Consider the following 23687-nt stretch of genomic DNA (forward strand, 5'->3'; position numbering starts at 1 on the left):
GGGGCTGACCTGCTACGGGTGATTCGAGGGGGAGGCGGTGGTGGCCGGCGCGGGCGCCGCGCCCGGCGTTGATATGGTGGCGGGCGGTTGCCTGCGCAATGCATCGGGCAAGGCCGCGGGATCCAGCTTCCCGCGCAGCGCGTTCGACACCGCGGAAGGATCCAGGCGCCCGCGCAATGCGCTCGACACCGCCGTCGGGTCGAGCTTTCCGCGCAGCGAGTCCGACATCGCCGCGGGATGGAAATGCTCGCGCACGCTGGACGGCACCTGCTGGCCCAGCCAGATGGTGGCGTCCTGGAACGGCGGCAGCAGCACCGACTGCCGCCACATCGGCTCGCGCGCAAAGCTGGTGAACTGGCACAGGAATACCAGCACGCACACGATCAACGCCCCGCGCACGAATCCGAACACCATGCCGAGCAGGCGATCCGTGCCCGACAGGCCGGTGCTCGCCAGCAGCCGCTGCACGAAGAAGCGCAGGAGCGCTCCCAGCACCAGCACCAGCACGAAGCACAGCGCATAGCCGGCAGCCTCCCGCAGCATGGGCGTGGTGATCATCCCCAGCCGCGCGGACACCGTCGGCCCGAACAGCCACGCCACCCAGAACGCGGCGGCCCAGATCACCAGCGCCAGCACTTCGGACACCAGGCCACGGAACAGGCCGATCAGCACCGACAGGCCCAGCACGCAGAGTATGGTGAGGTCGATCCAGTTCATGGCCAGGCCCGCGTCATCAGGGCGATCAGGGGACGCGGACCACGTTGCCGCTGATGCCGAACTTCGCCTTGATCTGGTCGCGCACGCGCTCGGCATCGGCGCGCTGCGTCTGCGGACCGGCGCGCACGCGCCACAACTGCCTGCCGTTCGCGTTCACGGTGTCCACGAAGCCGTCGAAGCCGCCGGCGCGCAGCTTGTCGCGCAGCGCATTGGCGTCACCCTGGCTGCCCATCGCCGCCAGTTGCACGGCATAGCCGCCGGCGCGCGGCGCGGCTGCGGCCGCCGGGGCGGCGCGGGACGCGGCGGTCGTCGCCACCGGCGTCGAGTCGATGCTGGAATCGGCGTGGCCCAGCCCCTCCACCAGTTTCGCCGGCACGCCGGGAATCGACTGGGTGATCTTCAGGCGAGCCGCCTCGGCACTGGTGCGTGAATCGAACGGGCCGGCAGTCACCAGGGTGAGCTGTTTGCCCGCCTGCGTGATGACGCGGGTGAGCACCGGATAGCCGAAGGCGCGCACGCGGCGCACCAGGCGATCCACGCTGTTCGCATTGGCGTAGGCGCTGAGGTTGAGCACGTAGAGCGCACGATCCGCCGGCGCGGATGCCGCTGCCGGTGCGGTGGGCGGGGCCTGGGCCGGCGACGAACCGTGCGTCGCAGCCGCCGTCACGGCCGCCCCTGCAGCCGCGGCCCCCGCCGCGGCAGCGGCTCTCGGCGTGCGGGAAGTGCCGCCCTGCAGCGGAATCACCGGCTGCGAGGGCGAAGCGCCGGAGCCCATCGCCGGCCCGGCCGGCTGCGCCTTGGGCGCGGCCGCATCGGTGCCCACGTCGACGGGGCGGCGCGAGGCGATGTCCACCGTGGCGAGCCGGTCACCCTGTGCCGGCGGCGTCGCCGTGGCGCTGCTGGCGGCCGGAGCAGGCGCGGCAGTACCACCCGCCGCGGGTGCGGCGCTGCCGGCGGTCGCCGGTGCGCCCGGGCTCAGGCTCATGGTGCGGGTCTGCAGGTTGCTGTCCTGCGCAGGCGGGATCGCCAGGCTCACCGCCTGGTCGCCCGCCGCTGCCGGCGATGGATTGCTGGAGAAGAACATCGGCACGAAGATGACGAGCAGGGCTATCAGGACGAAGGCACCCAGCAGACGTGTTTTCAAGAGTTCGCTCCGAGGCGGCCGGCACGGCCCGCAGTCCGGCGATTATACCTGCCCCGCTCCACCCGCCGCCCGCGCCTCAGCGGTCGCGTTCAGCGATCACCGCCGCGGCCACGAAGAACGAGCCGAACGCGAGGATGCGTTCGCCTGGCCGCGCCGCGCCGCGCGCCGCCGCCAACGCGCCCGCCACGTCGGCATGCCGGTCGCAACGCGACTGCGGCAAGGTCTGCCGCAGGATGCCGGCCAACGCGTCCACCGCCAGGCCGCGCGGACTGGCACCGTCCAGGCCGGCGAGATGCCAGTGGTCGATGCGTGCACCCAGTGCGGCGACCACGCCGGCCACGTCCTTGTCCGCCAGCGCGCCGTACACCGCATGGGTGCGCGCGGGCGGCTGCGCATCCAGCCAGGCGGCCAGCGCGCGCGCGGCCTGCGGGTTGTGGCCCACGTCCACCACCAGCGGCGGATCGCCGCCCAGCGATTGCAGGCGCGCCGCCACGTGCGCGTGGCGCAGGCCGCGGCAGACCGCGGCGTAGGCATCCTGCGGCGCCAACAGGCCGCCGGCGATCCACAGCGCATGCAGCGCAGCGATCGCCGCGGCGGCATTCGCGTACTGCACCGGCGCGGCCAGTGCTGGTGCCGGCAGCTCCATGGCCGTGCCGTCGCGATGCCGCCAGCACCAGCCGTCGGCGTGCAGCTCCACGAAGAAATCGGTGCCGGCGCGCTCGACCTGCGCACCGGCGGCGGCCAGCGCGTCGAGCAACCCCCGCGACGGCTCGGGCTCGCCCACGATCGCCGGCCGCCCGGCGCGGGCGATGCCGGCCTTCTCGCGGCCGATGCTGTCGCGATCGTTGCCCAGCCAGTCCATGTGGTCGAGGTCCACCGTGGTGATCACCGCCACGTCGGCATCGACGACGTTCACCGCATCCAGCCGGCCGCCCAGGCCCACTTCCAGCACCGCCAGGTCGAGGTCCGCGCGGGCGAACAGATCCAGCGCGGCCAGCGTGCCGTATTCGAAATAGGTCAGCGGCGTGTCGCCGCGCGCCGCCTCGATGCGCTCGAAGCTGGCGACCAGTGCCGCATCGTCCACGTCCCGGCCGGCTATCCGCACGCGCTCGTTGTAGGCGAGCAGGTGCGGCGAGGTGAACGCGCCCATGCGCAAGTCCGCGCCTTGCGCCATCGCCTCCAGCAGGGCCACGGTGGAACCCTTGCCGTTGGTGCCGCCCACTGTGATGACCCGCCGTGCCGGCGGCGCGGCACCCATCCGCTGCCATACGCCACGCACGCGTTCCAGGCCCAGCTCGATGCTGCGCGGATGGAGGTTTTCCTGGTAGCTCAGCCATTCGGCGAGGGTGCGGGACATGCTGGCTGCTTGCGCGCGTGGGAAGGCGCGCAGCTTAGAACCTCCCGCCCCCGGCGCACAGGGCGCGTGCCGAGAACAGCGCGACCTGCATTCCCGGCGGCGGCGGCGCAGGTTTCTCCAGCGTGCCGCGCGGATCGTTGCCGGCGTGCATGGTGTCGCCTCAGGCCAGCGGGTGGACCAGCGCATGCAGCGACCAGACGAGGCCGAACGCGATGGATGCGCTGGAGAACAGGGCCAGCAGCAGCGAGGGCGCATGACGGCTCAGGGCATCACGGACAGTGTCAATCGTGTTCATGGGGCATCTCCTTCGACCCGTGATTGGGTGCGCGGGAGATGTTCCGCCGATGGGTGAATGCGCGGCAGAAGCGCTCGTCAGCGATCGCCGATGACAGTCGTCACAAGGCCACGCGGCGCAAGCGCAGCGCGTTGCTCACCACCGATACCGAACTGAGGCACATCGCCAGTACCGCGATCATCGGCGACAGCACGATGCCGCACACGGGATACAGCACGCCCGCCGCCAGCGGCACGCCGACGCCGTTGTAGACGAAGGCGAAGAACAGGTTCTGGCGGATGTTGCGCACCGTGGCGCGCGACAGCGTGCGTGCGCGCAGGATCGCACCGAGGTCGCCCTTCAGCAGGGTCAGCTGCGCGCTTTCCATCGCCACGTCGCTACCGCTGCCCATCGCGATGCCCACGTCGGCGGCGGCCAGCGCGGGGGCATCGTTGACGCCGTCGCCGGCCATCGCCACTTTCCGCCCTTCGGCGCGCAGCGTGTTCACGGCGGCCGCCTTGTCAGCCGGCGAGACCTCGGCATGCACTTCGTCGATGCCGAGCCGGCGCGCCACCGCGCGCGCAGTGGTGGCGTTGTCGCCGGTGAGCATCACCACGCGCAGGCCGGCTGCCTTGAGCGCCGCCACGGTCTGGGGCGCCTCCGGCCTGATGCGGTCGGCCACCGCCAGCAGGGCGGCAAGTGCACCATCGACGGCGAGATGCATCACCGTGGCGCCCTGCCCGCGCAGTTGTTCGGCTCGCGCATGCGCCTCGTCGTCGAGCGCGATGTCCAGTTCCTGCAGCAGCTTCGCGTTGCCCAGCGCCACCGTCATGCCGTCCACCGCGGCCGACACGCCGCGGCCGGCGAGCGCGCGGAATCCTGCCGCCGCGAACGCGGCCACGCCTTCGGCATCGGCGGCGCCCACGACGGCATGGGCCAGCGGATGCTCGCTGGGCCGTTCCAGCGCGGCGGCCAGCGCCAGCAGGCGTTCACGCGGGCGGCCGTGCAACGCCACCAGTTCGACCAGCGCGGGCCGGCCTTCGGTGAGCGTGCCGGTCTTGTCCACCACCAGGGTGTCGATGCCCTGCAGCGCCTCGATCGCGCCGGCATCCTTGAACAGCACGCCGTGCTGCGCGCCTCGCCCGCTGGCCACCATGATCGAGATCGGCGTGGCCAGGCCCAGCGCGCAGGGACAGGCGATGATCAGCACCGACACCGCGGCGATCAGCGCATGCGCCAGCTGCGGCGTGGGCCCGAGCATGGCCCAGGCCACGAAGGCCAGCGCGGCCACCGCGACCACCGCCGGCACGAACCACGCGGCCACCTTGTCCGCCACGCGCTGCAGCGGCGCCCTGCTGCGCTGCGCCTGCGCCACCAGGGCCACGATCTGCGCCAGCAGGGTTTCACCACCCACCTTCTCCGCGCGCATCAGCAGCGCGCCGTCGCGATTCAGCGTGCCGCCGGCCAACCTGTCGCCCTTGCCCTTGGCCACCGGCATCGGTTCGCCGGTGAGCATGGATTCGTCCACGTGGCTCGCACCTTCCAGCACCACGCCGTCCACCGGCACCTTCTCGCCCGGACGCACGCGCAGCGTGTCGCCCGCCTGCACCTCATCCAATGGCACGTCGGCCTCGCTGCCGCCGGCGGCGAGGCGCCGCGCGGTTTTCGGTGCCAGGCCCAGCAGCGCCTTCAGCGCCGCGCCGGTGCGCCGGCGCGCGCGCAGCTCGAGGAAGTCGCCCAGCGTCACCAGGGTCACGATCACCGCCGCCGACTCGAAATACACACCCACGCGGCCGTGCATGTCGCGGAAGCCGGCCGGGAAGACGCCGGGCAGCAGGAACGCCACCGCGCTGTACGCCCACGCCACGCCAGTGCCCAGCGCGATCAGCGTGTACATGTTCGGCGACCAGGGGTTCAGCGAGCGCCAGGCGCGCGCGAAGAACGGCGCGCCGCCCCACAGCACTGCCACAGTGGACAGCAGCGCCGCGACCCGGCCCGCGATGTTGTCCCACGCCATCGGCAAGTGCCGGCCGGACAGGTGTGGCCCCATCGACAGCAGGAACACCGGCGCCGTGAGCGCCAGCAGTATCCAGAAGCGCCGCGACATCGCCCTGAGCTCGCCGCCGTCGTCCTCGTCCGGCGTCGGCATCAGCGGCTCCAGCGCCATGCCGCACTTCGGGCAATCGCCAGGGCCGGCCTGCTGCACCTCGGGGTGCATCGGGCAGGTATAGATCGCGCCGGCCGGCGCCGGCGACGCGGACCGGCGTTCGCCGAGATACGCCGCGGGGTCGGCCATGAACTTCTCGCGGCAACGCGCCGAGCAGAAGTGATGGTCGCGGTCGGCGTGCCCGGCATGATGAACAGTCGCCTGCGGGTCCACCGTCATGCCGCAGACCGGGTCTTTCGCCAAACCCGATTCCTTGCCCGCTTGATCGTCATTCCAGCGCAAGCTGGAATCCAGTGTCCCTGGCTTCCCGCTTTCAGCGTCGCTGGATCCCGGCTTTCGCCGGGATGACGGCGTGGCAACGTGGGCATGCGCATGATGACCGCACGACGTCGATGCCTGCATCTGCAGTGCCATGGGTGCGGTCTCCGATCCGCAGCAGCCGCCATCCGCGCCCTGCCCGCCAGCCAGGTAGCGTGCCGGGTCGGCTTCGAACTTCGCCTTGCACCCGGCGCAGCAGAAAACCGCCTCGCCAGCCGCATGTACGCTGCGATGCAGCGCGCCGGCCGGGTCCACTGTCATTCCACACACCGGATCGCGCACCGCGACGCCCACGCCGGCGGGAGGCGACGCGCAGCCACTGCCCTGGTCGCTCACGAGCGCGCCTCCTCGTCGCTCAGCGCACGCAGGATCGGGCATTCCTCCGGCTTGCCGTGGCCGGGGCACGAAGCCACCAGCTGGGCCAGCCCGTCGCGCACGCGCTGCAGTTCGGTGATCCGCTGCTCGATCGCCGCCAGCCGCCGTTCGGCACGCTGCTTCACCGCCTTCACCCCGCGCTGGCGATCCGCCGACAGCGCCAGCAACTCGCGAATTTCCTCCAGCGTGAAGCCCAGATCCTTGGCGCGGCGGATGAAGCGCAGCTGCGCGATGGTGCCCTCGTCGTAGCTGCGGTAACCGGAAGCGCGCCGCAACGGCTCGGGCAGCAGCCCTTCGCGCTCGTAGTAGCGGATGGTGTCGATGGCCACGCCGACGCGCTTGGCGACGGCACCGATGGTGAGGGAGGCGGCTTGCGTGCTCATGGCGCAAGTCTAGACCTTTGATCAAGGTCTAGAGTCAAGTGGAAACACGCCGGGCCATGACGGCCACTGGCGCGCACCAGGCGGCTGGACGGTGCGCTTGCGGCTCCGGGAGCGGGCACAACCGCCAGCGACGCCGATGCTCTGGCGTCGGCGGCGAGCTCGATCGAACAGATGGAAAGCGGAAGGCGCCGGAAGGTGGCCGCTCAACCGGCCGCGCCGCAGCGGCTCAGGTACAAGTGTCCTCGAAACCCTGCCTGGGCCGGCCGCCTCAACCGCTCTTGCCGGTTTTCCCGTCCGCGACCGGCTTGCCGTCCGGCACCACCGTGATGGTGATCCTGGACGGATGCTGCGCGTCGTGGTGGATCACGTTGCGGGCGATGACGCTCTTGGTCTCGTCGTAGTTGTTGCCGCCGGTATTGAGGTTGCGGTCGAAGCGCGGGAAGTTGCTGCTGGAAACGTCCACGCGCAGCTTGTGTCCCGGCTTGAAGTAGTAGCTGGTGTCGATCGGCTGGAAGGTGACCTTGTAGGTCTGGCCGGGCGACATCCACGCCAGCGGCTTGTCGTAGCCGTTGCGGTAGCGCATGCGCTGGATGTTCTCGGTGATGTTGAACGCGCGGCCGTCGGGGTAGACGTCGATCACCTTGAAGGTGAAGTCGGTGTCCTTCGCGCTCGAGGAGACATACAGCGTCACCGTGATCGGCCCGCTGACTTCGGTGCCGTGCTCGAACGGCCTGGAGTCGTAGACCAGGATGTCGTTGCGGGTTTCCTGCGGGCGCTGGTCGTAGGAGCCGAATTTCACCGCCGAGCCCTGGCAGCAACCGCCGCCGCCGAAGGTGGGCACGGGGTTTTCCGGGTCGTAGACGAAGCGGTCGGGGTGGTCCGCGGCGGGCGGCGCCTCGACCAGCTTGCCGTTGCCGTAGAGCGTGTTGGCCTGGCCTTCGCTGGCGAAGTAGAGATCCTCGGTCTTCGCCCCGGCCGGCGGCCAGGTGTCGGCCTGCTCCCAGCGGTTCGCGCCCATCACGTAGTACATCACCCTGGGCTGCTTATCCAGCATGGGGCTGTCCTCGCCCTTGAGGTAGTGGTCGAACCAGCCGTAGACGAGGTCGTTGTAGTCGAAGCGCGCGTCGCCCACGTCGAGGTCGCCGATCATGGTGTGCTCGCTGGCTCGCGTATACGCGCAATGCAGCACCGGCGCGATGATCGCGTACTGCTGGTCGGCGACGGCCTTCGGCGCGGTACGGCGCACCTCGTTGTAGGCGGCGAGATTGGGCGACACGGAAACGTCGAACCAGCTCATGAACCACAGGCCCGGTTTGCTGACCTTGAGCTTTTCGTTCCACAGCCCGCCCTTGTACCAGGCCGGATCGTTGGGCGTGCGCGCGATCATGTCGCCACCGGTGGCCACCGGCATGTGCGTCTCGAAGATGCCCGGCGGGCCGCCCACCGCCTTGATGATGTCCTTCTCGGGCAGGTGCCAGAACGCCTTGTTCCAGTCGACCGGCGGCATCTGCGGCGCGAGGTCGTAGAAGTGCGAGGCGTTGATCAGGTCCGCCTGCGAGGTGCCGTGCGGGAACAGCGGTCGCGTCTGGTTCTGGATGCCGTAGTCGTAGATCCACGAGATGAACAGCATCTGCACCGCGCCGCCGCGATACCAGTTGCCCTGCTCGTAGTACGGGCCGACCTTGCCGATACCGGCGCCGAAGCCCTGCACGTTGAACGTGGCCAGCGCCGGGTCGTTCTGCGCCACCACGGCCAGCTGCCATTCGGCGGTCGACGAGCAGCCGGTGGTGCCGACCTTGCCGGTGGACCATGGCTGCGAGGACATCCACTTGAGTTCATCGCTGCCGTCGCTCAGCGGCATGCCGAGGATGTCGTAGTTGCCCTCGGAGAAGAAGTGGCCGCGCTCCTGCATCTCCACGTACGCGTAGCCGTGCTTGACCGCTTCGAGCGCGCGCGTCATGTCGCGCGGCGCGCCCAGCTTCACGTCCCAGAAATTGAAGTTGTACGGCGTGCGCGAAAAGATGATCGGCACCTTGCCGGCGCCCTTCGGGCGATAGATGTCGGCGGCCATCAATTTGCCGTCGCGCATCTTCACCATCACCTTGCGATCGATCACCGCGACCTGCTCGAGCTCCTGCTCGATCGCGTTGCGCTTGGCGATCAGCTGGGCCTGCGGATCGGGGCGCTGTTGCGCGGCGACCGGGGCCGCCACCAGCAGCGAGGACGCCCACGCACAGGCGAAGGCGGAAACCAGCGGCTTGAGGCGCATGTTCGTGATCCCCTGCGAGTGTTCCCCGAGTGTCGGACAGACGGCAGGCTTGGGGAACATGACTAAGGGCACAGGGAAGGTTTGGTTTTTCCCGTCATCCCGGCGTACCGGGAGAGCACGTGGCTGCGCCCTGCCCCAAGGAACGAGGAAAGCCGGGACACGGCGTCTTCAAGCCCGTGGACACCATCGCGCCGGCTTGACCCGCTTCGCTGCCGGTCAGGCTCCTTGTGCGTCAAGCCGACGGCGACCGGGTTACACCGGCAACTCCGTCGTCCTTTTCACCGTGCGCAGCGCCAGCGTGGATTGCACGCGTACCACGCCGGGCAGCTGGGTGAGGATGTCGGTGTGGATGCGCTCGAAATCGGCAGCGTCGGCATAGGCCACGCGCACCATGTAGTCCGCCGCGCCGGCCAGCAGGCAGCACTCGGTGACTTCCGGATGACGCTGGATCGCCGCCTCGAACGCATCGAGCGCGGTGCGCCCCTGCTGGTCCAGCGTCACCAGCACGAAGGCGGTGCCGGGCAGGCCCACGGCCTTTTCGTCCAGCAGCATCACGTAGCGCGAGATCAGCCCGCGCTCCTCCAGCAGCTTCACCCGGCGCAGGCAGGCCGAGGGCGAGAGGTTGATCTGCTGGGCCAGCTCCAGGTTGGTCAGTCGGCCGTCCTGCTGCAGCAGTTTGAGGATGGCGCGGTCGCGTTCGTCGAGGGCCGGATCGGAATGCTGCATGAAATTTCATCCTTCATGGTATTTCCACGTGACAAATTCTACACGAAGGCCATGGAAGCACCGAAATTGGCGAGTAATTGCGCAACACTGTCGTCATACTGCCGCCCCATCGGCAGGCAACGCGCCGATCCGCCATCCACCCCAGATCCCAGAGAGTCATCGCCATGCGCATCGGTGTGCCGAAAGAAATCAAGAACCACGAATACCGCGTGGGCCTCATCCCCTCGTCCGTGCAGGAACTGGTGCACCACGGCCACCAGGTGGTGGTGGAAACCGGCGCGGGCATCGGCGCGGGCATCGGCGACGCCGACTACGTCGCGGCGGGCGCGACCATCGCGGACGGCCCCGACCCGATCTTTGCCGAAGCCGACATGATCGTGAAGGTGAAGGAGCCGCTGGCCGTCGAGCGCAAGAAGCTCCGCAAGGGCCAGATCCTGTTCACCTACCTGCACCTCGCACCCGATCTGGAGCAGACCAAGGATCTGATCGACTCGGGTGCGATCTGCGTCGCCTATGAAACGGTGACCGCCGCGAACGGCACGCTGCCGCTGCTGACGCCGATGTCCGAAGTGGCCGGCCGCCTCGCCCCGCAGGTGGGTGCGCATTCGCTGGAGAAGGCCCAGGGCGGCCGCGGCGTGCTGCTGGGCGGCGTGCCCGGCGTGCCGGCGGCGGAAGTGGTGATCCTGGGCGGCGGCGTGTCCGGCACGCACGCGGCGACCATTGCCGTGGGCATGGGCGCCAAGGTCACCGTGGTGGATCGCTCGGCCGACGCGCTGAAGCGCCTCGCCGCGCAGTTCGGCACCGCGATCTCCACCGTGTTCTCCACCCGCGCCGCGATCGAGGAACTGGTGCGCCGCGCCGACCTCTTGATCGGCACCGTGCTGATCCCGGGCGCCGCCGCGCCGAAGCTGGTCACCCGCGACATGCTGAAGACGATGAAGCCCGGCTCGGTGATCGTCGACGTCGCCATCGACCAGGGCGGCTGCGTGGAAACCTCGCACGCCACCACCCATGCCGAGCCGACCTACGTGGTGGACGGCGTGGTGCACTACTGCGTGGCCAACATGCCGGGCGCGGTGGCGCGCACCTCCACCTTCGCACTGAACAACGTCACCCTGCCGTTCGCGCTGTCGCTCGCCAACAATGGCTGGAAGAAGGCGCTGGCGCAGGACGTGCACCTGCGCAACGGCCTCAACGTGTGCGAAGGCAAGGTCACCTGCGCGCCGGTGGCCGAGGCGCATGGGCTGCCGTACGTGAAGGCGGAAACGGCGATCGGGATGTAAGGCTGCTCAAAGCCCCTCTCCCGCATGCGGGAGAGGGGTTGGGGAGAGGTGAGCTTTCGCTCCGCCCGCTCCCTCTCCCGCCCTTCGGGCACCCTCTCCCGCAAGCGGGAGAGGGAATTGCCAGGCAGCATTTTCGCAAGCGGTCAGACACCGGGGCGGATGCGCAAGCATCCGGCCTTCTTGCTTCAGGCCGGCACATCCTCCACCGCCACGAAGCCGCCGGTCTGCCGCTTCCACAGCCGCGCATAGAGGCCATCGCGGGCGACCAGCTCGGCATGCGTGCCGGTTTCCACGACGCGCCCCTTGTCCAGTACCACCAGGCGATCCATGCGCGCGATGGTGGACAGGCGGTGGGCGATGGCGATCACCGTCTTGCCCTGCATCAGGATGTCGAGGCTTTCCTGGATCGCCGCCTCGGCCTCGGAATCCAGCGCGCTGGTGGCCTCGTCCAGCACCAGGATCGGCGCGTCCTTGAGCAGCACGCGGGCGATCGCGATGCGCTGGCGCTGGCCGCCGCTGAGCTTCACGCCGCGTTCGCCGACCAGGGCTTCGTAGCCCACGCGCCCCTCGCCGTCGACCAGGGTCGGGATGAACTCGTCGGCGCGCGCCTTGCGCACGGCTTCCTGTATATGCGCCTCGCCGGCGTCGGGACGGCCGTAGAGGATGTTGTCGCGGATCGAGCGGTGCAGCAGCGAGGTGTCCTGCGTCACCACGCCGATCTGCGAACGCAAGCTCTCCTGCGTGACCTGGGCGATATCCTGGCCGTCGATGGTGATGCGGCCGCCTTCCAGGTCGTACAGCCGCAGCAGCACGTTCACCAGGGTGGACTTGCCCGCGCCGCTGGGCCCGACCACGCCGATCTTCTCGCCCGCGCGCACGGCAAGGTCCAGCCCCGCGATCACCCCGCCCTTCTTGCCGTAGTGGAAATGGATGTCGCGGAAGTGCACGGAGCCGTTGGTCACCTCCAGCGGCATCGCGCCCTCGCGATCCTGCACCGCGCGCGGCTGGGCGATGGTGGTGATGCCGTCCTGCACCGTGCCCACGTTCTCGAAGATGCCGTTGACCACCCACATGATCCAGCCGGACATGTTGTTGATGCGGATCACCAGCCCGGTCGACAGCGCGATCGCGCCCACCGTGACGTGGCCTTCTTTCCACAGCCACAGCGCCAGCGCCGTGGTGCCGGCGATCAGGAAACCGTTGAGCGTGGTGATGCTGGCGTCCATCGCCGTGGTGAGCCGGGTCATCCGGCGCAGCTTGTCCGTCTGCTCGGCCATCGCCTCGGCCACGTAGGCCTCCTCGCGGCGCGTGTGCGCGAACAGCTTCAGCGTGAGCACGTTGCTGTAGCCGTCCACGATGCGGCCCATCAGCTTCGAGCGCGCCTCCGACGCCTTCCACGAGCGCTGCTTGATGCGCGGGATGAAGATCCACAGCAGGCCGATGTACGCGAACACCCACACGAACAGCGGCACGGCCAGCCACACGTCGGCGTGGGCGAACAGCGCGATGGCGCTGCCGGTGTAGATCACCACGTACCAGATCGCGTCGACGATCTGCACCGCCGACTCGCGCAGCGAGCCGCCGGTCTGCATGATGCGGTTGGCGATGCGCCCGGCGTAGTCGTTCTGGAAGAAGCCCAGGCTCTGGCGGATCACGTAGCGGTGGTTCTGCCAGCGGATGCGGTTGGTGAGGCTGGGCACGATGGCCTGGTTCACCAGCAGGTCGTGCAGGCTGTTGAACACCGGCCGCGCCACCAGCGCCACCAGCGCCATGCCCAGCAACTCGCGCCCGTGCAAGTGGAAGAAATCCGCCGCGGGCACGCCCTTGGCCATGTCCACGATGCGCCCGATGAAGCCGAACAGCGACACCTCGACCACGGCCACGCAGAAGCCGACCACGATGGCCGCCGCGAATACCGGCCACACCTGGCGCAGGTAGAACGCGTAGAAGCGCCACACCTGCTGCGGCGGCATGCCGTCGACCGGCTCCTTGAAGGCGTCGATCAGGGATTCGAACCAGCGGAAGATCATGGGGCGCTCAAGAAGCGGGCAGATGCCTAGCGTGGGTGCCCGGCGGCAGGTTCGCAAGGGAGGGGCATTCTTCGCGTTGCCCGCATGCCTGTGCAGCCACTGGCCGGAGCTCCCGCCGCGCACACCGACTGAACGACAGCCATGTCCGGCCATGGCCGCCGATTGACCGCCCGCACCGCGCCTCGGATCATGCCGGGATGCCTACCCTGCTCCGTCGCCTGCCGGCGTTTCCGGCCATCCTGCTGACCCTGGCCCTGGCGCTGACATCCGGCGCCGCGCCCGCCTGGGCACGCACCGATGCGGACACCGCCACTCCTGCCGCCACGCCCGCGCAGACCCTGCAGCAGCTAGGCGACCAGCTCGACACGGTGAAGGCCGCGCTCAAAAACGCGCAGGCAGGCAAGGCCGACACTCCATCGCTGGCCGACTTGCGCACCAGCGCGATGCAGGTGCAGGACCAGGCGGGCCGGCTGGCCGACAGCCTCGCGCCGCAGATGGCCGCCTTGCAGGCGCAGCTCACCGTGCTGGGACCGCCGCCGGCCAAGGGCGCGCCGCCCGAGGCGCCGGAGGTGGCCGCGCAGCGCCGCCAGCTGGACAAGTCGCAGGCCAATCTCAACGCGCAGATCGTGCAGGCGAAGTCGCTGAGCCTCGACGCCACACAGGTGGTGACGCAGATCAGCGGCCTGCGCAGCGACCAGTTCCAGGCGCGGCTGGCGGAACGCACCGACACGCCGCTCGGCCATGCGTTCTGGGCCGACCAGGTACGTGCGATCCCCGGCGACATGACGCGGCTGCAACGCTTCGCCGGAGAGTGGTCCGCAGGCTGCAGCGACGCCTGGCAGTCGCCGAACCGCCTGCCGCTGCTGTCGTGCCTGGCCTTGGCCGTGCTGCTGCTCGCCGGTGGCCGCCAGGCATTGCTGCGGCTGTGGCAGTTCGTCGCCACGCGCTGGCTGCCGGACGGGCATCTGCGCCGCAGCGCGATGGCGACGGTCATGGCCTTGTCCACCGCGCTGGTGATCGGCCTGGGCGCAAAGCTGGTGCATCTGGGCCTCGACTGGAACGACACGCTGGACGCCGACCTCGACGCCCTGGCCACGTCGGCCATGCGCGTCGTGATCTTCTCCGCCCTGATGGCCGGGCTGGGCAGTGCGCTGCTGTCGACGAAGCGTGCATCGTGGCGGATGCTGCCGCTCTCGGACATCGCGGCGCGACGGCTGCGGCACCATCCGTGGCTGCTGGGCGGCGCGGCGTTGCTGACGGGCCTCACCGAACGCATCGTCCGCAGCATCGGTTCCAGCCTGCCGGCCACGGTGTTGCTGCATGCGCTGCTGGCGCTGCTGATCAGTGGCCTGGTCGGCTCGATGCTGTTGCGCCTGCACCGGGCGCGGCGCGAAGCCGACGCGGCAGACGGCAGCAAGGTGCGGCGGCCGCTGTGGGTGGGCCTGCTGAGCTTCACCGCCATGCTGGGCGTGGTGGTGTGCTGGCTGGCGGTGTGCCTGGGCTACGTCGCGCTGGGTTACTTCGTGGCCGTGCAGATGCTGTGGACGGGCCTGGTGGCCGCCAGCCTGTACCTGCTGTGGCAACTGGCGCACGACTTGTTCGAGACGCTGCTGTCGCCGCAGGGGCGCGGCGGCGCACACCTGCAGGCGGGCTTCGACCTCGCCCCCGGCACGCTGGAGCAGGCCGCCACCGTGCTCACCGGCATCACCCGGGTGCTGCTGGCGCTGGCCGCGCTGGCCCTGGTGCTGGCACCGTTCGATGCCGGCCCGGCGGAACTGGCGCAGCGCACGCTGCAGCTGTTCAGCGGGCTCAAGCTGGGCCAGTTGATCATCAAGCCGAGCACGGTGGTCTATGCGATCGCGGTGTTCGTGCTGGGCCTGGTGGCGCTGCGCATGCTCAAGCGCTGGCTGGGCGAACAGCTGCTGCCCAAGACCGCGATGGATCCGGGCATGCGCGACTCCATCGTCACCCTGCTCGGCTACCTGGGCGGCGTGCTGGTGTTCGCGCTGGCGCTGGCCGCGCTCAACGTGAGCCTGCAGAGCATCGCGTGGATCGCCAGCGCGCTGTCGGTGGGCATCGGCTTCGGCCTGCAGGCGGTGGTGCAGAACTTCATCTCCGGCCTGATCCTGCTGGTGGAGCGGCCGGTGAAGGTGGGCGACTGGGTCAGCCTGTCCAGCGAGGTCGAGGGCGACATCCGCCGCATCAACGTGCGCGCGACCGAGATCCAGCTGTGGGACCGTTCCACCGTGATCGTGCCGAATTCGCAGCTGATCACCCAGAACGTGCGCAACGTGACCCACGCCAGCGCGCAGGGCCGCGTGCGCATCCTGCTGCCGATGCCGCTGGACACCGATGCGGCGCGCGCGCGCCAGATCATGCAGGATGCGCTGAAGGCCCATCCGGCCACGCTGGCCACGCCCGCACCGGTGGTGCGGCTGGACAACATCAACGCCAGCTCGATGACCTTCAGCATCACCGCCTATGTGCACAGCCCGCGCGACGTGACGGCGGTGAAGAGCGACGTCCTGTTCGACATCCTGGCCCGCCTGCGCGAGGCGCAGCTGCCGCTGTCCACGCCGCAGAGCATGGTGGTGCGCACGCTGGGGCCGCTGGGCGAGGACAGCCCTGCGGCGCCGTCCCAGGCTTAGTGACGGCGGCGCAGAAAATCCCGCAGGCGAGGGCTGTGCCTGCCCGCTACTCACGGAGTGCGCCATGCCGGTCCCCCTGCACGGCAGCGCCCTGATCCGCTGCCTGTGCCACCGCGACGCCCACGCCATGATCGACCGGCTGTGCCGCGCCTTCGGCTTCGAGAAACATGCGGCATACGACGATGATGCCGGCGGCGTGGCGCACGCCCAGCTCGTGCACGGCCGCGGCATGCTGATGCTGGTGCTGATGCTGATGCTGGGCAGCGTGCGCGATGACGCGTTCGGCCGGCGCATCGCCCAGCCCGACGAGACCGGCGGCCGCGAGACCCAGTGCACCTGCGTGGTGGTCGCCGACTGCAAGGCCCACTGCGACCACGCCCGGGCCATCGGCGCCGAGATCGTGGACGACTACGAAGAGAAGGATTACGGCGGTGCCGGCTACAGCTGCCGCGACCCGGAAGGCCATCTGTGGTCGTTCGGCAGCTACGACCCTTGGCAGTCGGCGTGACCCATGCCACGAACGCGAAGGCCGGCTTGCGCCGGCCTCCGTCGTTTGCTGCTGAAGTGGATCAAGAACCGCAGGCCTTGCCGTGCTCGGCATGGTTGCCCTTGGCCTTGGCATCGGCCTCGCTCATGTACTCGCCATGCTTGGTCTTGCCGTACCACTTGTCGCCGGGGCAGTGGTAGACCTTGCTGCTGTCGTTGACCCAGACCATGCCCGGACCACCCCCCGGCGCCGCGGTGGCGGCCGGCTTGGTCCAGGCCATCGACTTCTTGGGCGTGGCCGCCGGAGCCGCCGCGGCAGCCGGGGCGGCCGCAGCCGCAGGCGTGGCCGCCTCCGCAGCAGCCTCCGTCTTCGACGGCTTCTTCGATGCCTTGGCCGGCGCGCTGTCGGCGGCATACCACTCCTTCACGCCCTTGTGGCCCTTGCATGAGCCGCGCTTGGTGGCGTTGCTGGTGTAGCTGCCATCCTTGCACTGGCCGGTGGAACCCGCGGGCGCGGCGGACTGCTGCGCCTGCGCGGCCGGAATGGCCAGCAGGCAGCCGAACGCCAGGGCGAACACGATGGACGCTTTCATCTTCAGACTCCCTCCCTACACGATGTTGGTTGTCGCGACGACCGGCGCCCACTCGCTGCGAAGCCCCGTGCCGCCGCACCATGCACGCCGTCCGCACTCGCCTCGGGCGGAACCGGACCCATGCGCCATGGCAGCCCAAGCGCCGACACCCCCTGCGCTTGCCACGCGACTATGCCGCAAAACCACGTGAGCGCAACGCGATGATGCACCCGTCGTCCATGCGGGAGCCCGTTCCTCTGCAGCGACCGCCCCCGCCTCGGCCACGGGAAGATGGATGCCGGGACGCATGCAGCCGCCGACGTTTCCTCGGGATGGCCGCTCTCCGGCGAGGCGGCCCCGAGTCCTCGCAGGCCGATGCCGCGGCGCGGTTCCGATCTTGCGCGCTTCGTGCGCGGTCAGGGCGCCGCGGCGGTGGCCGGCTTCAGCGTCGAATGCGGCCGTGCCACGGCATACATCTGCCAGCTGATGTCTTTCAGCAGGCCCTGGCGATCGCTGCCGATCGTGTACAGGTCGAAGTGGGTGCGATCCGGGAGGAAGCGGATGTCGGACTTCGCGTGCAGGCCGTCCAGCACCGCCTTCAGCCTGTGCGCGGCGCCGTCGAGATAGAACGTGTCGGCGGTGCCCACGTAGAGGTGGATCTTGCCGTCCAGCTCGGGCTTCAGCGCGGGCCAGTGCTGCTGCAGGCGGTACGCGATGTCGTAGTGGTCGCGCCAGTACGCCACCACGGCGGGATCGACGTCGCCGGTGTCGCGGTCGAACATCGGCTCGGGGCGACCGTCCTTGCCCTTGGGCGAGAACACCCACTCGAACGAGGCCATCTGGCCGCCGTAAGGGCCGAGCACGCGTTCCAGCTGGGCGAACTGCTGGAAGGTGGCCAGCACCTTGCCGTGGTCGCGCACCAGCGGGTACGGCGTGCCGTCCGGCTTGCGGTAGACGTTGGCGTGCGGCGCGTACAGGTCCACGCCGGTGAAGTCGTGGAAGTCGCTGGGGTCGGGCGAGGTGGACCAGGTGCCGCCGAAGACCTTCGGGTAGCGCGTCTGCAGCCACAGCGTGGCCCAGCCGCCCGACGAATGGCCCTGCAGGAAGCGGCCGCTGGGCTTCGCGTCCATGCGCCAGGTCTTTTCCAGCTGCGGGATCAGCTCGGTGGTGAGCGCCACGCCCCACGGCCCGTTGTTCACCGAGTCGGCGAACTCGGTGGTGCCGGTGGGGCTGGATTCGTCGAGGAACACCCAGATCATCGGCGGCATCTCGCCCCTGGCCATCGCCGCGTAGACGCCGACCAGGGCGCCGATCACGCGGTCGTTGCTGCCGCCGAAGCCCTGCGTGTAATACACGGTGGGATAGGTGGCTTTCGCCTTCGCGTCATAGCCCGGCGGCAGCAGCACGCGGCCGCGCATGTGGATGGGGCGGCCCCAGAACGCGGTGAGCGCCGGGCTGGTGAAGTCGATGTCGTGCGCATGCGCGCGCGCCGCGGGCAGTGCCTCCTGCATCGCCGGCGTGGCCCGGTGGCCGAGCTGCCACGGATCGCGTGCGGGCAGGACGGTGTCCAGGTCCAGGGCCGGGATGCCCGCGGTGGGCAGGTGCACCTTCACCACGGAGCTGGCCAGGTCACCCGCGTCGCGGCCGCTGTAGTTGTAGTCGTGGTGCACGTCGAGCACGGCCTGCACGTAGTAGTCGCCCGGCGGCAGCTGCGACCAGCCCTGCGGGAACGCGGTGCGGTCGGCGTCGATGTCGATGGTCTGGCCCGGCGCGAGGTGGCTCACCTCGCGTGCGGCCACCGCGGTCTGGGTGGGGAAGAACGGACTGGTGTCCACCTCCTCCACGCTGCCATTGCCGCCATGCTGCTTCGCCGCGGCCTCGGCATCCTTCGCGTCGATCGCGAACAGCAGCAGGCGACCGGACACCGGCTGCGTCCCGGCGCTTCCCAGTTGCACGTGGAAGAAGCGGTGCGCGGGTGCGGCCGGCGCGGTATCGCGCGCGAACGTCGTGGCGGAGAACAACAAACCGCAGCCGAGCAGCGCGGCGACAACAGGATGGCTTGAACGCATGGTGATCCCCTTTGGTTCTGGCTGTTTGTCTCCCCTCCCCCGCTTGCCGGGAGGGACGAGGGAGAGGGCAAGCACTCTTGCGAAAAAGCCAAAGCCCCTCTCCCCAACCTCTCTCCCGCAAGCGGGAGAGAGGTTCAAGCTATTAGTCCATCTCCGTGACGGTCTTCACCGGCATCGGCCGCAGGTCCTGGAAATCGAAGCTGAAGTCGGTAAGCGGCGAGACCGGCTGCATGCGCATCGCGCGCACGTGGCCGTCGTCGTCCAGCGCGAAGTTGACGAAGGCGTCGGCATTGAGCGAGCGGTCGTCCCAGCGCACGATGAAGGTGTCATGCTGCCACGGCGTCATCGTGCCGACCAGTTGCTTCGTCTTGCTGAAGCGCAGGCGCAGCTTGCCGCCCTCGTCGCTGACCACGATGTCGCCGTACCACGGATCGCGGTAGGTGCAGGCATAGCCGGCGGGCGGCAGCGAGGGCTTGCTGTGCTTGTCGCGCGCGGCCTCGTGTTTCGCCCAGCTGTCGTCCGCATGCGCCTCGCCCTTCTTCACCGCCTTGTCGTACACGGCCACCCAGTCGGTCTTGTGCGCGGGATTGAGGTAGGCATCGAGCACGCGGTAGGTGATCGCGTTGAACGCGGCGCCGGACTGCTGGTTGGTCAGCACCACCACGCCCAGGTGCTGGCCGGGCACCAGGGTGAGCCGCGAGACGAAGCCCGGCCAGCCGCCGGTGTGCCAGACCAGCTTCTGGCCCGTGTAGTCGCTGAGGAACCAGCCCTCGCCGTAGCCGGAGAACTGCGGGGTCAGCTGCGCCAGCTCGGGAATCGGCGGCTTGCCGATCGGGATCGGCGTCAGCATCGACCACATCTCGCGGTGGCTCTTTTCCGAGAACAGCGGCTTGCCGTCCGGCAGCTGGCCGCCGGCCAGCTGCACGTTCATCCACTTGGCGAGGTCGTTGACGCTGGCGTAGATCCCGCCCGCGCCGGGGTCGTTGAGCCAGGCCATCGGCGGCACCGGCTTCACGTCCTTGAAGTTGTAGGGCGCGTGGCCGGTGGCCACGTCCATGCCGGGCCTGAGGTAGGTCATGTCGATCAGCGACTCGTCCATGCCCACCGGCTGGAAGATGTGCTGGCGGATGAAATCCGCGTAGCGCTGGCCGGAGACCTTCTCGATCACCAGCGTGGCCACGGCGAACAGGATGTTGTCGTAGGCGTAGTGGCCGCGGAAGCTGTTCCTGATCGGCACGTCGGCGAGGCGTTTCACCACGTCCTCGGTGGTGTAGCTGGTCGGCGGCCAGTACAGCAGGTCGCCGGCGCCGAGGCTGAGGCCACTGCGGTGCGCCAGCAGGTCGCGGATGCGCATCTCGTGCGTCACGTAGGGATCGGACATGCGGAACCACGGCAGGTAGTCGATCACCCGGCCGTCCATGTCCAGCTTGCCCTGGTCGGCCAGCATCTGCAGCGCCGCCGCGGTGAACGCCTTGGTGTTGGAGGCGATCGCGAACAGCGTGTCCGCGTCCACCTTGTCCGGCCTGCCCAGCTCGCGCACGCCGTAGCCCCTGGCCAGCACCACCTTGCCGTCCTTGACGATGGCCACCGCGATGCCCGGCACCTTGAAGGTCTTCAGGGTGTCGGCCATGTAGGCATCGAAATCCTGCAGCTGGGCCGGCAGAACTGTCGCGGCGTTTGCCGATGCGCCGGGCGGCGCCGCAGGCGGCAGCGGCGCCGTCTGGGCGGAAGCCGCCGCGGCGAAGGCGAACAGCGCGCCGCACACGGCCAGGCGCAGGGAAAGGGGTCGCTGGGACATCACGGGCTCCACGGGCATGAACCGCGCAACTATCGCGGCAAAACCGCAACAGGGCCAGCGCTGGAAGTCATGACCGTCATCCGGCAATCTTCGGCGGCGCCTCGCACGTTGCCGGAACACCCATGGACGCTCTCCCGCTCTGGATCAGCCAGCACGCCCTGATGCTGTGGGCCGCCGCGCTGATCCCGCCCCTGCTCGTCGGCGATTTCTGCTGGCGTCGCGCGCGTCGCCGCCGGTTGGCGGCGACCGGCAAGGATGGCTACCTCGCGCTGCGTCCGGGCACCGCCGTCATCCTGCTGGCGCTGCTCGCGGCGCTGTTCGGCGCGCTGTGCTGGGCGGTGTGGACGCGAGCCGACCTGGTGCGCTTCGACGCCGCGCTGGCGCAGGATCTGCACGACCAGCTTCCGCCGGGAGTCCGGCAGCTCGCCGCCCTCGTCACCCCGCTGGGCGATCCCTGGCTGATCGTGCTGGCCGCCAGCGTGGTCGCCCTGGTGCTGGCGCTGCGCCGCCGCTGGCGGCTGTTCGTGCCGTGGTGCATCGCGCTGCTCGGCACCGCGGGCAGCGACCAGGCCATCAAGTACTTTGTGCAGCGGCCGCGACCGTTCGACGGCCATGGCTTGGTCGCGGGCACCGGCTACAGCTTCCCCAGCGGGCACGCCGCCGGCGCGATGGCGTTCTTCGGCCTGCTCGCCTATCTGTCGCTGCGCCAGCTGCCGCCGCGGCGCCATCGCGACGCGGTCGCCGCCGCGGTGACGCTGGTGACGATCATCGGCTTCAGTCGCGTGCTGCTGCAGGCGCACTACCTCAGCGACGTGCTGGCCGGCTATGCGCTGGGCGCGTGCTGGCTGGTGACCGGCATCGTGCTGGCCGAACAGCTGCGCCGGACCCGGTAGTTGTCCTGTTCCCGGCAGCGCCGCGCATACCGGCCGAACGCCAACGCGGCGACCGCGGCGGAAGCGGCGAAACAGGACACCCGGGCACGATACGGGAAGCCGCGGCGCACCGGCCCGATGCTAGACTCGCCCCCCTCACTCGCTGCCGATCACCCGCATGCGCAACTGGAAACCACTGCTCGTGCTCGCGATCGTCGTGGCCGCGCTGCTGTGGAACCGCCAGGCGCACACCCCGTCCACGGCCACGTCGCCGGCCGTGCCCACTGCCGCGGCGGACAGCGGCAACGGCGCCACGGCCACGGCCTTCCTGCCGCCCGAGGCGCGCGACACGCTGGCGCTGATCGCGCATGGCGGACCGTTTCCTCACAGCCAGGACGGCGTGGTGTTCGGCAACTACGAAGGCCTGCTGCCGAAGCAGCCGCGCGGCTACTACCACGAGTACACGGTGGAGACGCCCGGCGCGCGCAATCGCGGCACGCGGCGCATCATCACCGGCGGCACACCGCCCGAGGTGTACTACTACACCGACGACCATTACCGCAGCTTCCGCCGATTCACGTTGCCATGAACGTGCAACCGCTCGACCCCGACCTCACCCGTCCCAGCCAGAACGGCGTGTATCTCGTGGGCGACACCGATCTGGCGCGGCTGGCCGCCAACGCAGCACGCGAGGAACTGGCGGTGTGCAGCACCGACCTGGCCGGCTACCGCGGCAAGGCCGAACTGCTGCAGCGCCTCGCCGTGTCGCTGGCGTTGCCCGCCGACTTCGGCCACAACTGGGATGCACTGGCCGACTGCCTGCGCGACCCCGCCTGGCGGCCGGCCTGGGGCCACGTGCTGCTGTTCGGGCACGCCGACGAGCTGCACCGCGAGGCCGACGGGGATTTCGACGTGCTGCTGGGCATCCTCGACGATGCCGCCACCTTCGCGCAGGACGCGGATCGTCCGTTCTTCGCGTTCCTTGCCTGTGCGTTCGTCCATGAACGCGAAAGTCAAACAGGCGGCCATGCGTGGCCGCACTCTTCAAATGCTTCGCCAGGAGAGAACACATGATCCTGCGCTTCGACCTCGATCGCGACCACGTCAAGCTCGACAACCTGCTGAAGCTGGTCGGCCTGTGCGACAGCGGCGGCGCGGGCAAGCACATGGTCGCCAGCGGCGCGGTGACGGTGGACGGCGCGACCGAACTGCGCAAGACCTGCAAGGTCCACGCGAACCAGGTGGTACGGGTGGGTGACGTGGAGATACGCGTGGTGGGTGTGGGCGGCTAGGCCGCCGGCAGCGCGTCCAGCCTTCGCATCAGCACGTCGCGATCCGGCAACCGCAAGCCGAACTCCTGCTCCAGCACCCGGCATGTTTCCGCGCCGTCGCGCAGCGTGCGCCGCTCGGGCTCCATGCCGGGCCGGCGCACGGTGAACTCGCGATCGCGCAGGGTCAGCCGGCGATCGCGGGTGGTGCGCGCCGCGATCAGGTGCAGCACGAAGTTCGACGACGGATACGTGGAGACATAGTGGTTCGCCACCACGTAGTCGATGAATTCGCGCGGCCGCAGGTCGAAGCGGTACAGCGTGAGCCAGTCGCCGCGCACGCAGGCCTGCATGCGCCATTCGCCGCCCTGCTCGAGCAGCCGGAACGGCTCCAGCGCGGTGGCCTGCGCCACGCCGGGCTCGAGGCGCAAGGCGCCGGCCAGGTTCATGCTGCCGAAGCCCACATCGGTCAGCCAGCTTTCACCATCCGCTTCCACCCGGAGCAGCATGTGGGTCTGCGCGGTGACCGCGTCCTCCGGCTGGTTCCACAGCACGCGCGCGATCAGTCCCCGCACGCTGAAGCCGATCGCGCGCAACGCGGCGGCGAACAGCAGGTTCTGCTCGAAGCAGTAGCCACCGCGGCCCTCGTGCAGCAGTTTGCGTTCCAGCGCAGCGGGCTGCAGTTGCACCGGCACACCGCACAGCGGATCGAGGTTCTCGAACGGGATCGCTGCCGCATGCGCCACCGCCAGCGCGCGCAGCGTCGACAGGTCGGGCGACAGCGCATCGTGGTAGCCGATGCGTTGCAGGTAGGCGTCCAGCTCGATCGCGTCGGACATGCATGGGACTCCCGGTGCGGAGGGCCACGGTAGCATCGGCCGCGGCGCGCAGGTAACCGTGCGGGGACCGCCGGCGAATAGCGATCGAACCC

Annotated in this window: 20 protein-coding genes; 7 read left to right on the plus strand and 13 right to left on the minus strand. The window is 69.6% G+C overall.

Features of this window, described 5'->3' with window-relative positions; translation table 11 throughout:
• Window positions 1-12: 12 nt before the first annotated feature.
• The 8 genes from ABQJ56_RS11530 to ABQJ56_RS11565 all read right to left on the minus strand — a co-directional run bounded on the left by ABQJ56_RS11530 (window position 13) and on the right by ABQJ56_RS11565 (window position 9730).
• Window positions 13-717, minus strand: a complete 705-nt coding sequence (locus ABQJ56_RS11530; RefSeq protein WP_367845156.1) for a CvpA family protein — start codon at window positions 715-717, stop codon at window positions 13-15.
• A gap of 25 nt (window positions 718-742) precedes the next feature.
• Window positions 743-1861, minus strand: a complete 1119-nt coding sequence (locus ABQJ56_RS11535) for an SPOR domain-containing protein (RefSeq protein WP_367845157.1) — start codon at window positions 1859-1861, stop codon at window positions 743-745.
• A gap of 76 nt (window positions 1862-1937) precedes the next feature.
• Window positions 1938-3218, minus strand: coding sequence for a bifunctional tetrahydrofolate synthase/dihydrofolate synthase (folC, locus tag ABQJ56_RS11540; RefSeq protein WP_367845158.1), 1281 nt, complete (start codon window positions 3216-3218; stop codon window positions 1938-1940).
• A gap of 160 nt (window positions 3219-3378) precedes the next feature.
• The gene (locus ABQJ56_RS11545; protein WP_367845159.1) at window positions 3379-3513 is read right to left on the minus strand and encodes a hypothetical protein; all 135 of its coding nucleotides are present in this window, start codon (window positions 3511-3513) and stop codon (window positions 3379-3381) included.
• 100 nt (window positions 3514-3613) lie between these two features.
• Window positions 3614-5878: a heavy metal translocating P-type ATPase gene (locus ABQJ56_RS11550; RefSeq protein ID WP_437343423.1), complete on the minus strand. Its 2265-nt coding sequence runs from the start codon at window positions 5876-5878 to the stop codon at window positions 3614-3616.
• A 431-nt stretch (window positions 5879-6309) separates the two neighbouring features.
• Window positions 6310-6735 carry a MerR family transcriptional regulator gene (locus tag ABQJ56_RS11555; protein WP_367845160.1) on the minus strand — a complete coding sequence of 142 codons (426 nt, stop codon included), beginning with the start codon at window positions 6733-6735 and terminating at the stop codon, window positions 6310-6312.
• Between the two features lie 268 nt (window positions 6736-7003).
• Complete coding sequence (locus tag ABQJ56_RS11560) at window positions 7004-9004, minus strand: CocE/NonD family hydrolase (protein ID WP_367845161.1); 2001 nt, start codon at window positions 9002-9004, stop codon at window positions 7004-7006.
• A gap of 252 nt (window positions 9005-9256) precedes the next feature.
• Window positions 9257-9730 (minus strand): Lrp/AsnC family transcriptional regulator, encoded by a 474-nt coding sequence (locus ABQJ56_RS11565; RefSeq protein ID WP_367845162.1) that lies wholly within the window; start codon window positions 9728-9730, stop codon window positions 9257-9259.
• 164 nt (window positions 9731-9894) lie between these two features.
• Between ABQJ56_RS11565 and ald the strand changes: the two genes are divergently transcribed.
• Complete coding sequence (gene ald, locus ABQJ56_RS11570) at window positions 9895-11013, plus strand: alanine dehydrogenase (RefSeq protein WP_367845163.1); 1119 nt, start codon at window positions 9895-9897, stop codon at window positions 11011-11013.
• A gap of 185 nt (window positions 11014-11198) precedes the next feature.
• Here the strand turns inward: ald and ABQJ56_RS11575 are convergent, their stop codons facing one another.
• Complete coding sequence (locus ABQJ56_RS11575) at window positions 11199-13040, minus strand: ABC transporter ATP-binding protein (RefSeq protein ID WP_367845200.1); 1842 nt, start codon at window positions 13038-13040, stop codon at window positions 11199-11201.
• Between the two features lie 200 nt (window positions 13041-13240).
• Here ABQJ56_RS11575 and ABQJ56_RS11580 point away from each other — a divergent pair, with 200 nt between their 5' ends.
• The gene (locus tag ABQJ56_RS11580; protein ID WP_367845164.1) at window positions 13241-15691 is read left to right on the plus strand and encodes a DUF3772 domain-containing protein; all 2451 of its coding nucleotides are present in this window, start codon (window positions 13241-13243) and stop codon (window positions 15689-15691) included.
• A gap of 64 nt (window positions 15692-15755) precedes the next feature.
• Window positions 15756-16199 (plus strand): VOC family protein, encoded by a 444-nt coding sequence (locus ABQJ56_RS11585; RefSeq protein WP_367845165.1) that lies wholly within the window; start codon window positions 15756-15758, stop codon window positions 16197-16199.
• 61 nt (window positions 16200-16260) lie between these two features.
• Here the strand turns inward: ABQJ56_RS11585 and ABQJ56_RS11590 are convergent, their stop codons facing one another.
• The 3 genes from ABQJ56_RS11590 to ABQJ56_RS11600 form a co-directional block, all read right to left on the minus strand.
• Window positions 16261-16770 (minus strand): DUF3761 domain-containing protein, encoded by a 510-nt coding sequence (locus ABQJ56_RS11590; RefSeq protein ID WP_367845166.1) that lies wholly within the window; start codon window positions 16768-16770, stop codon window positions 16261-16263.
• A 395-nt stretch (window positions 16771-17165) separates the two neighbouring features.
• The gene (locus tag ABQJ56_RS11595; RefSeq protein WP_367845167.1) at window positions 17166-18818 is read right to left on the minus strand and encodes an alpha/beta hydrolase; all 1653 of its coding nucleotides are present in this window, start codon (window positions 18816-18818) and stop codon (window positions 17166-17168) included.
• Window positions 18819-18960: 142 nt separating this feature from the next.
• The gene (locus tag ABQJ56_RS11600; protein WP_367845168.1) at window positions 18961-20616 is read right to left on the minus strand and encodes a serine hydrolase; all 1656 of its coding nucleotides are present in this window, start codon (window positions 20614-20616) and stop codon (window positions 18961-18963) included.
• A 122-nt stretch (window positions 20617-20738) separates the two neighbouring features.
• Between ABQJ56_RS11600 and ABQJ56_RS11605 the strand changes: the two genes are divergently transcribed.
• The 4 genes from ABQJ56_RS11605 to ABQJ56_RS11620 all read left to right on the plus strand — a co-directional run bounded on the left by ABQJ56_RS11605 (window position 20739) and on the right by ABQJ56_RS11620 (window position 22780).
• Entirely contained in the window at window positions 20739-21509 is a 771-nt protein-coding gene (locus tag ABQJ56_RS11605; RefSeq protein WP_367845169.1) for a phosphatase PAP2 family protein, read from the plus strand.
• Between the two features lie 157 nt (window positions 21510-21666).
• Complete coding sequence (locus ABQJ56_RS11610; protein WP_367845170.1) at window positions 21667-22077, plus strand: guanyl-specific ribonuclease; 411 nt, start codon at window positions 21667-21669, stop codon at window positions 22075-22077.
• Window positions 22074-22562 (plus strand): barstar family protein, encoded by a 489-nt coding sequence (locus ABQJ56_RS11615; RefSeq protein WP_367845171.1) that lies wholly within the window; start codon window positions 22074-22076, stop codon window positions 22560-22562. The genes ABQJ56_RS11610 and ABQJ56_RS11615 overlap by 4 nt, the downstream gene beginning before the upstream one ends.
• Entirely contained in the window at window positions 22559-22780 is a 222-nt protein-coding gene (locus ABQJ56_RS11620) for an RNA-binding S4 domain-containing protein (RefSeq protein ID WP_367845172.1), read from the plus strand. The genes ABQJ56_RS11615 and ABQJ56_RS11620 overlap by 4 nt, the downstream gene beginning before the upstream one ends.
• Here the strand turns inward: ABQJ56_RS11620 and ABQJ56_RS11625 are convergent.
• Complete coding sequence (locus ABQJ56_RS11625; protein WP_367845173.1) at window positions 22777-23595, minus strand: arylamine N-acetyltransferase family protein; 819 nt, start codon at window positions 23593-23595, stop codon at window positions 22777-22779. The genes ABQJ56_RS11620 and ABQJ56_RS11625 overlap by 4 nt on opposite strands.
• Window positions 23596-23687: the final 92 nt, after the last annotated feature.

Source organism: Rhodanobacter geophilus, from assembly GCF_040812275.1.
GTDB classification, from domain to species: Bacteria; Pseudomonadota; Gammaproteobacteria; order Xanthomonadales; family Rhodanobacteraceae; genus Rhodanobacter_A; species Rhodanobacter_A geophilus.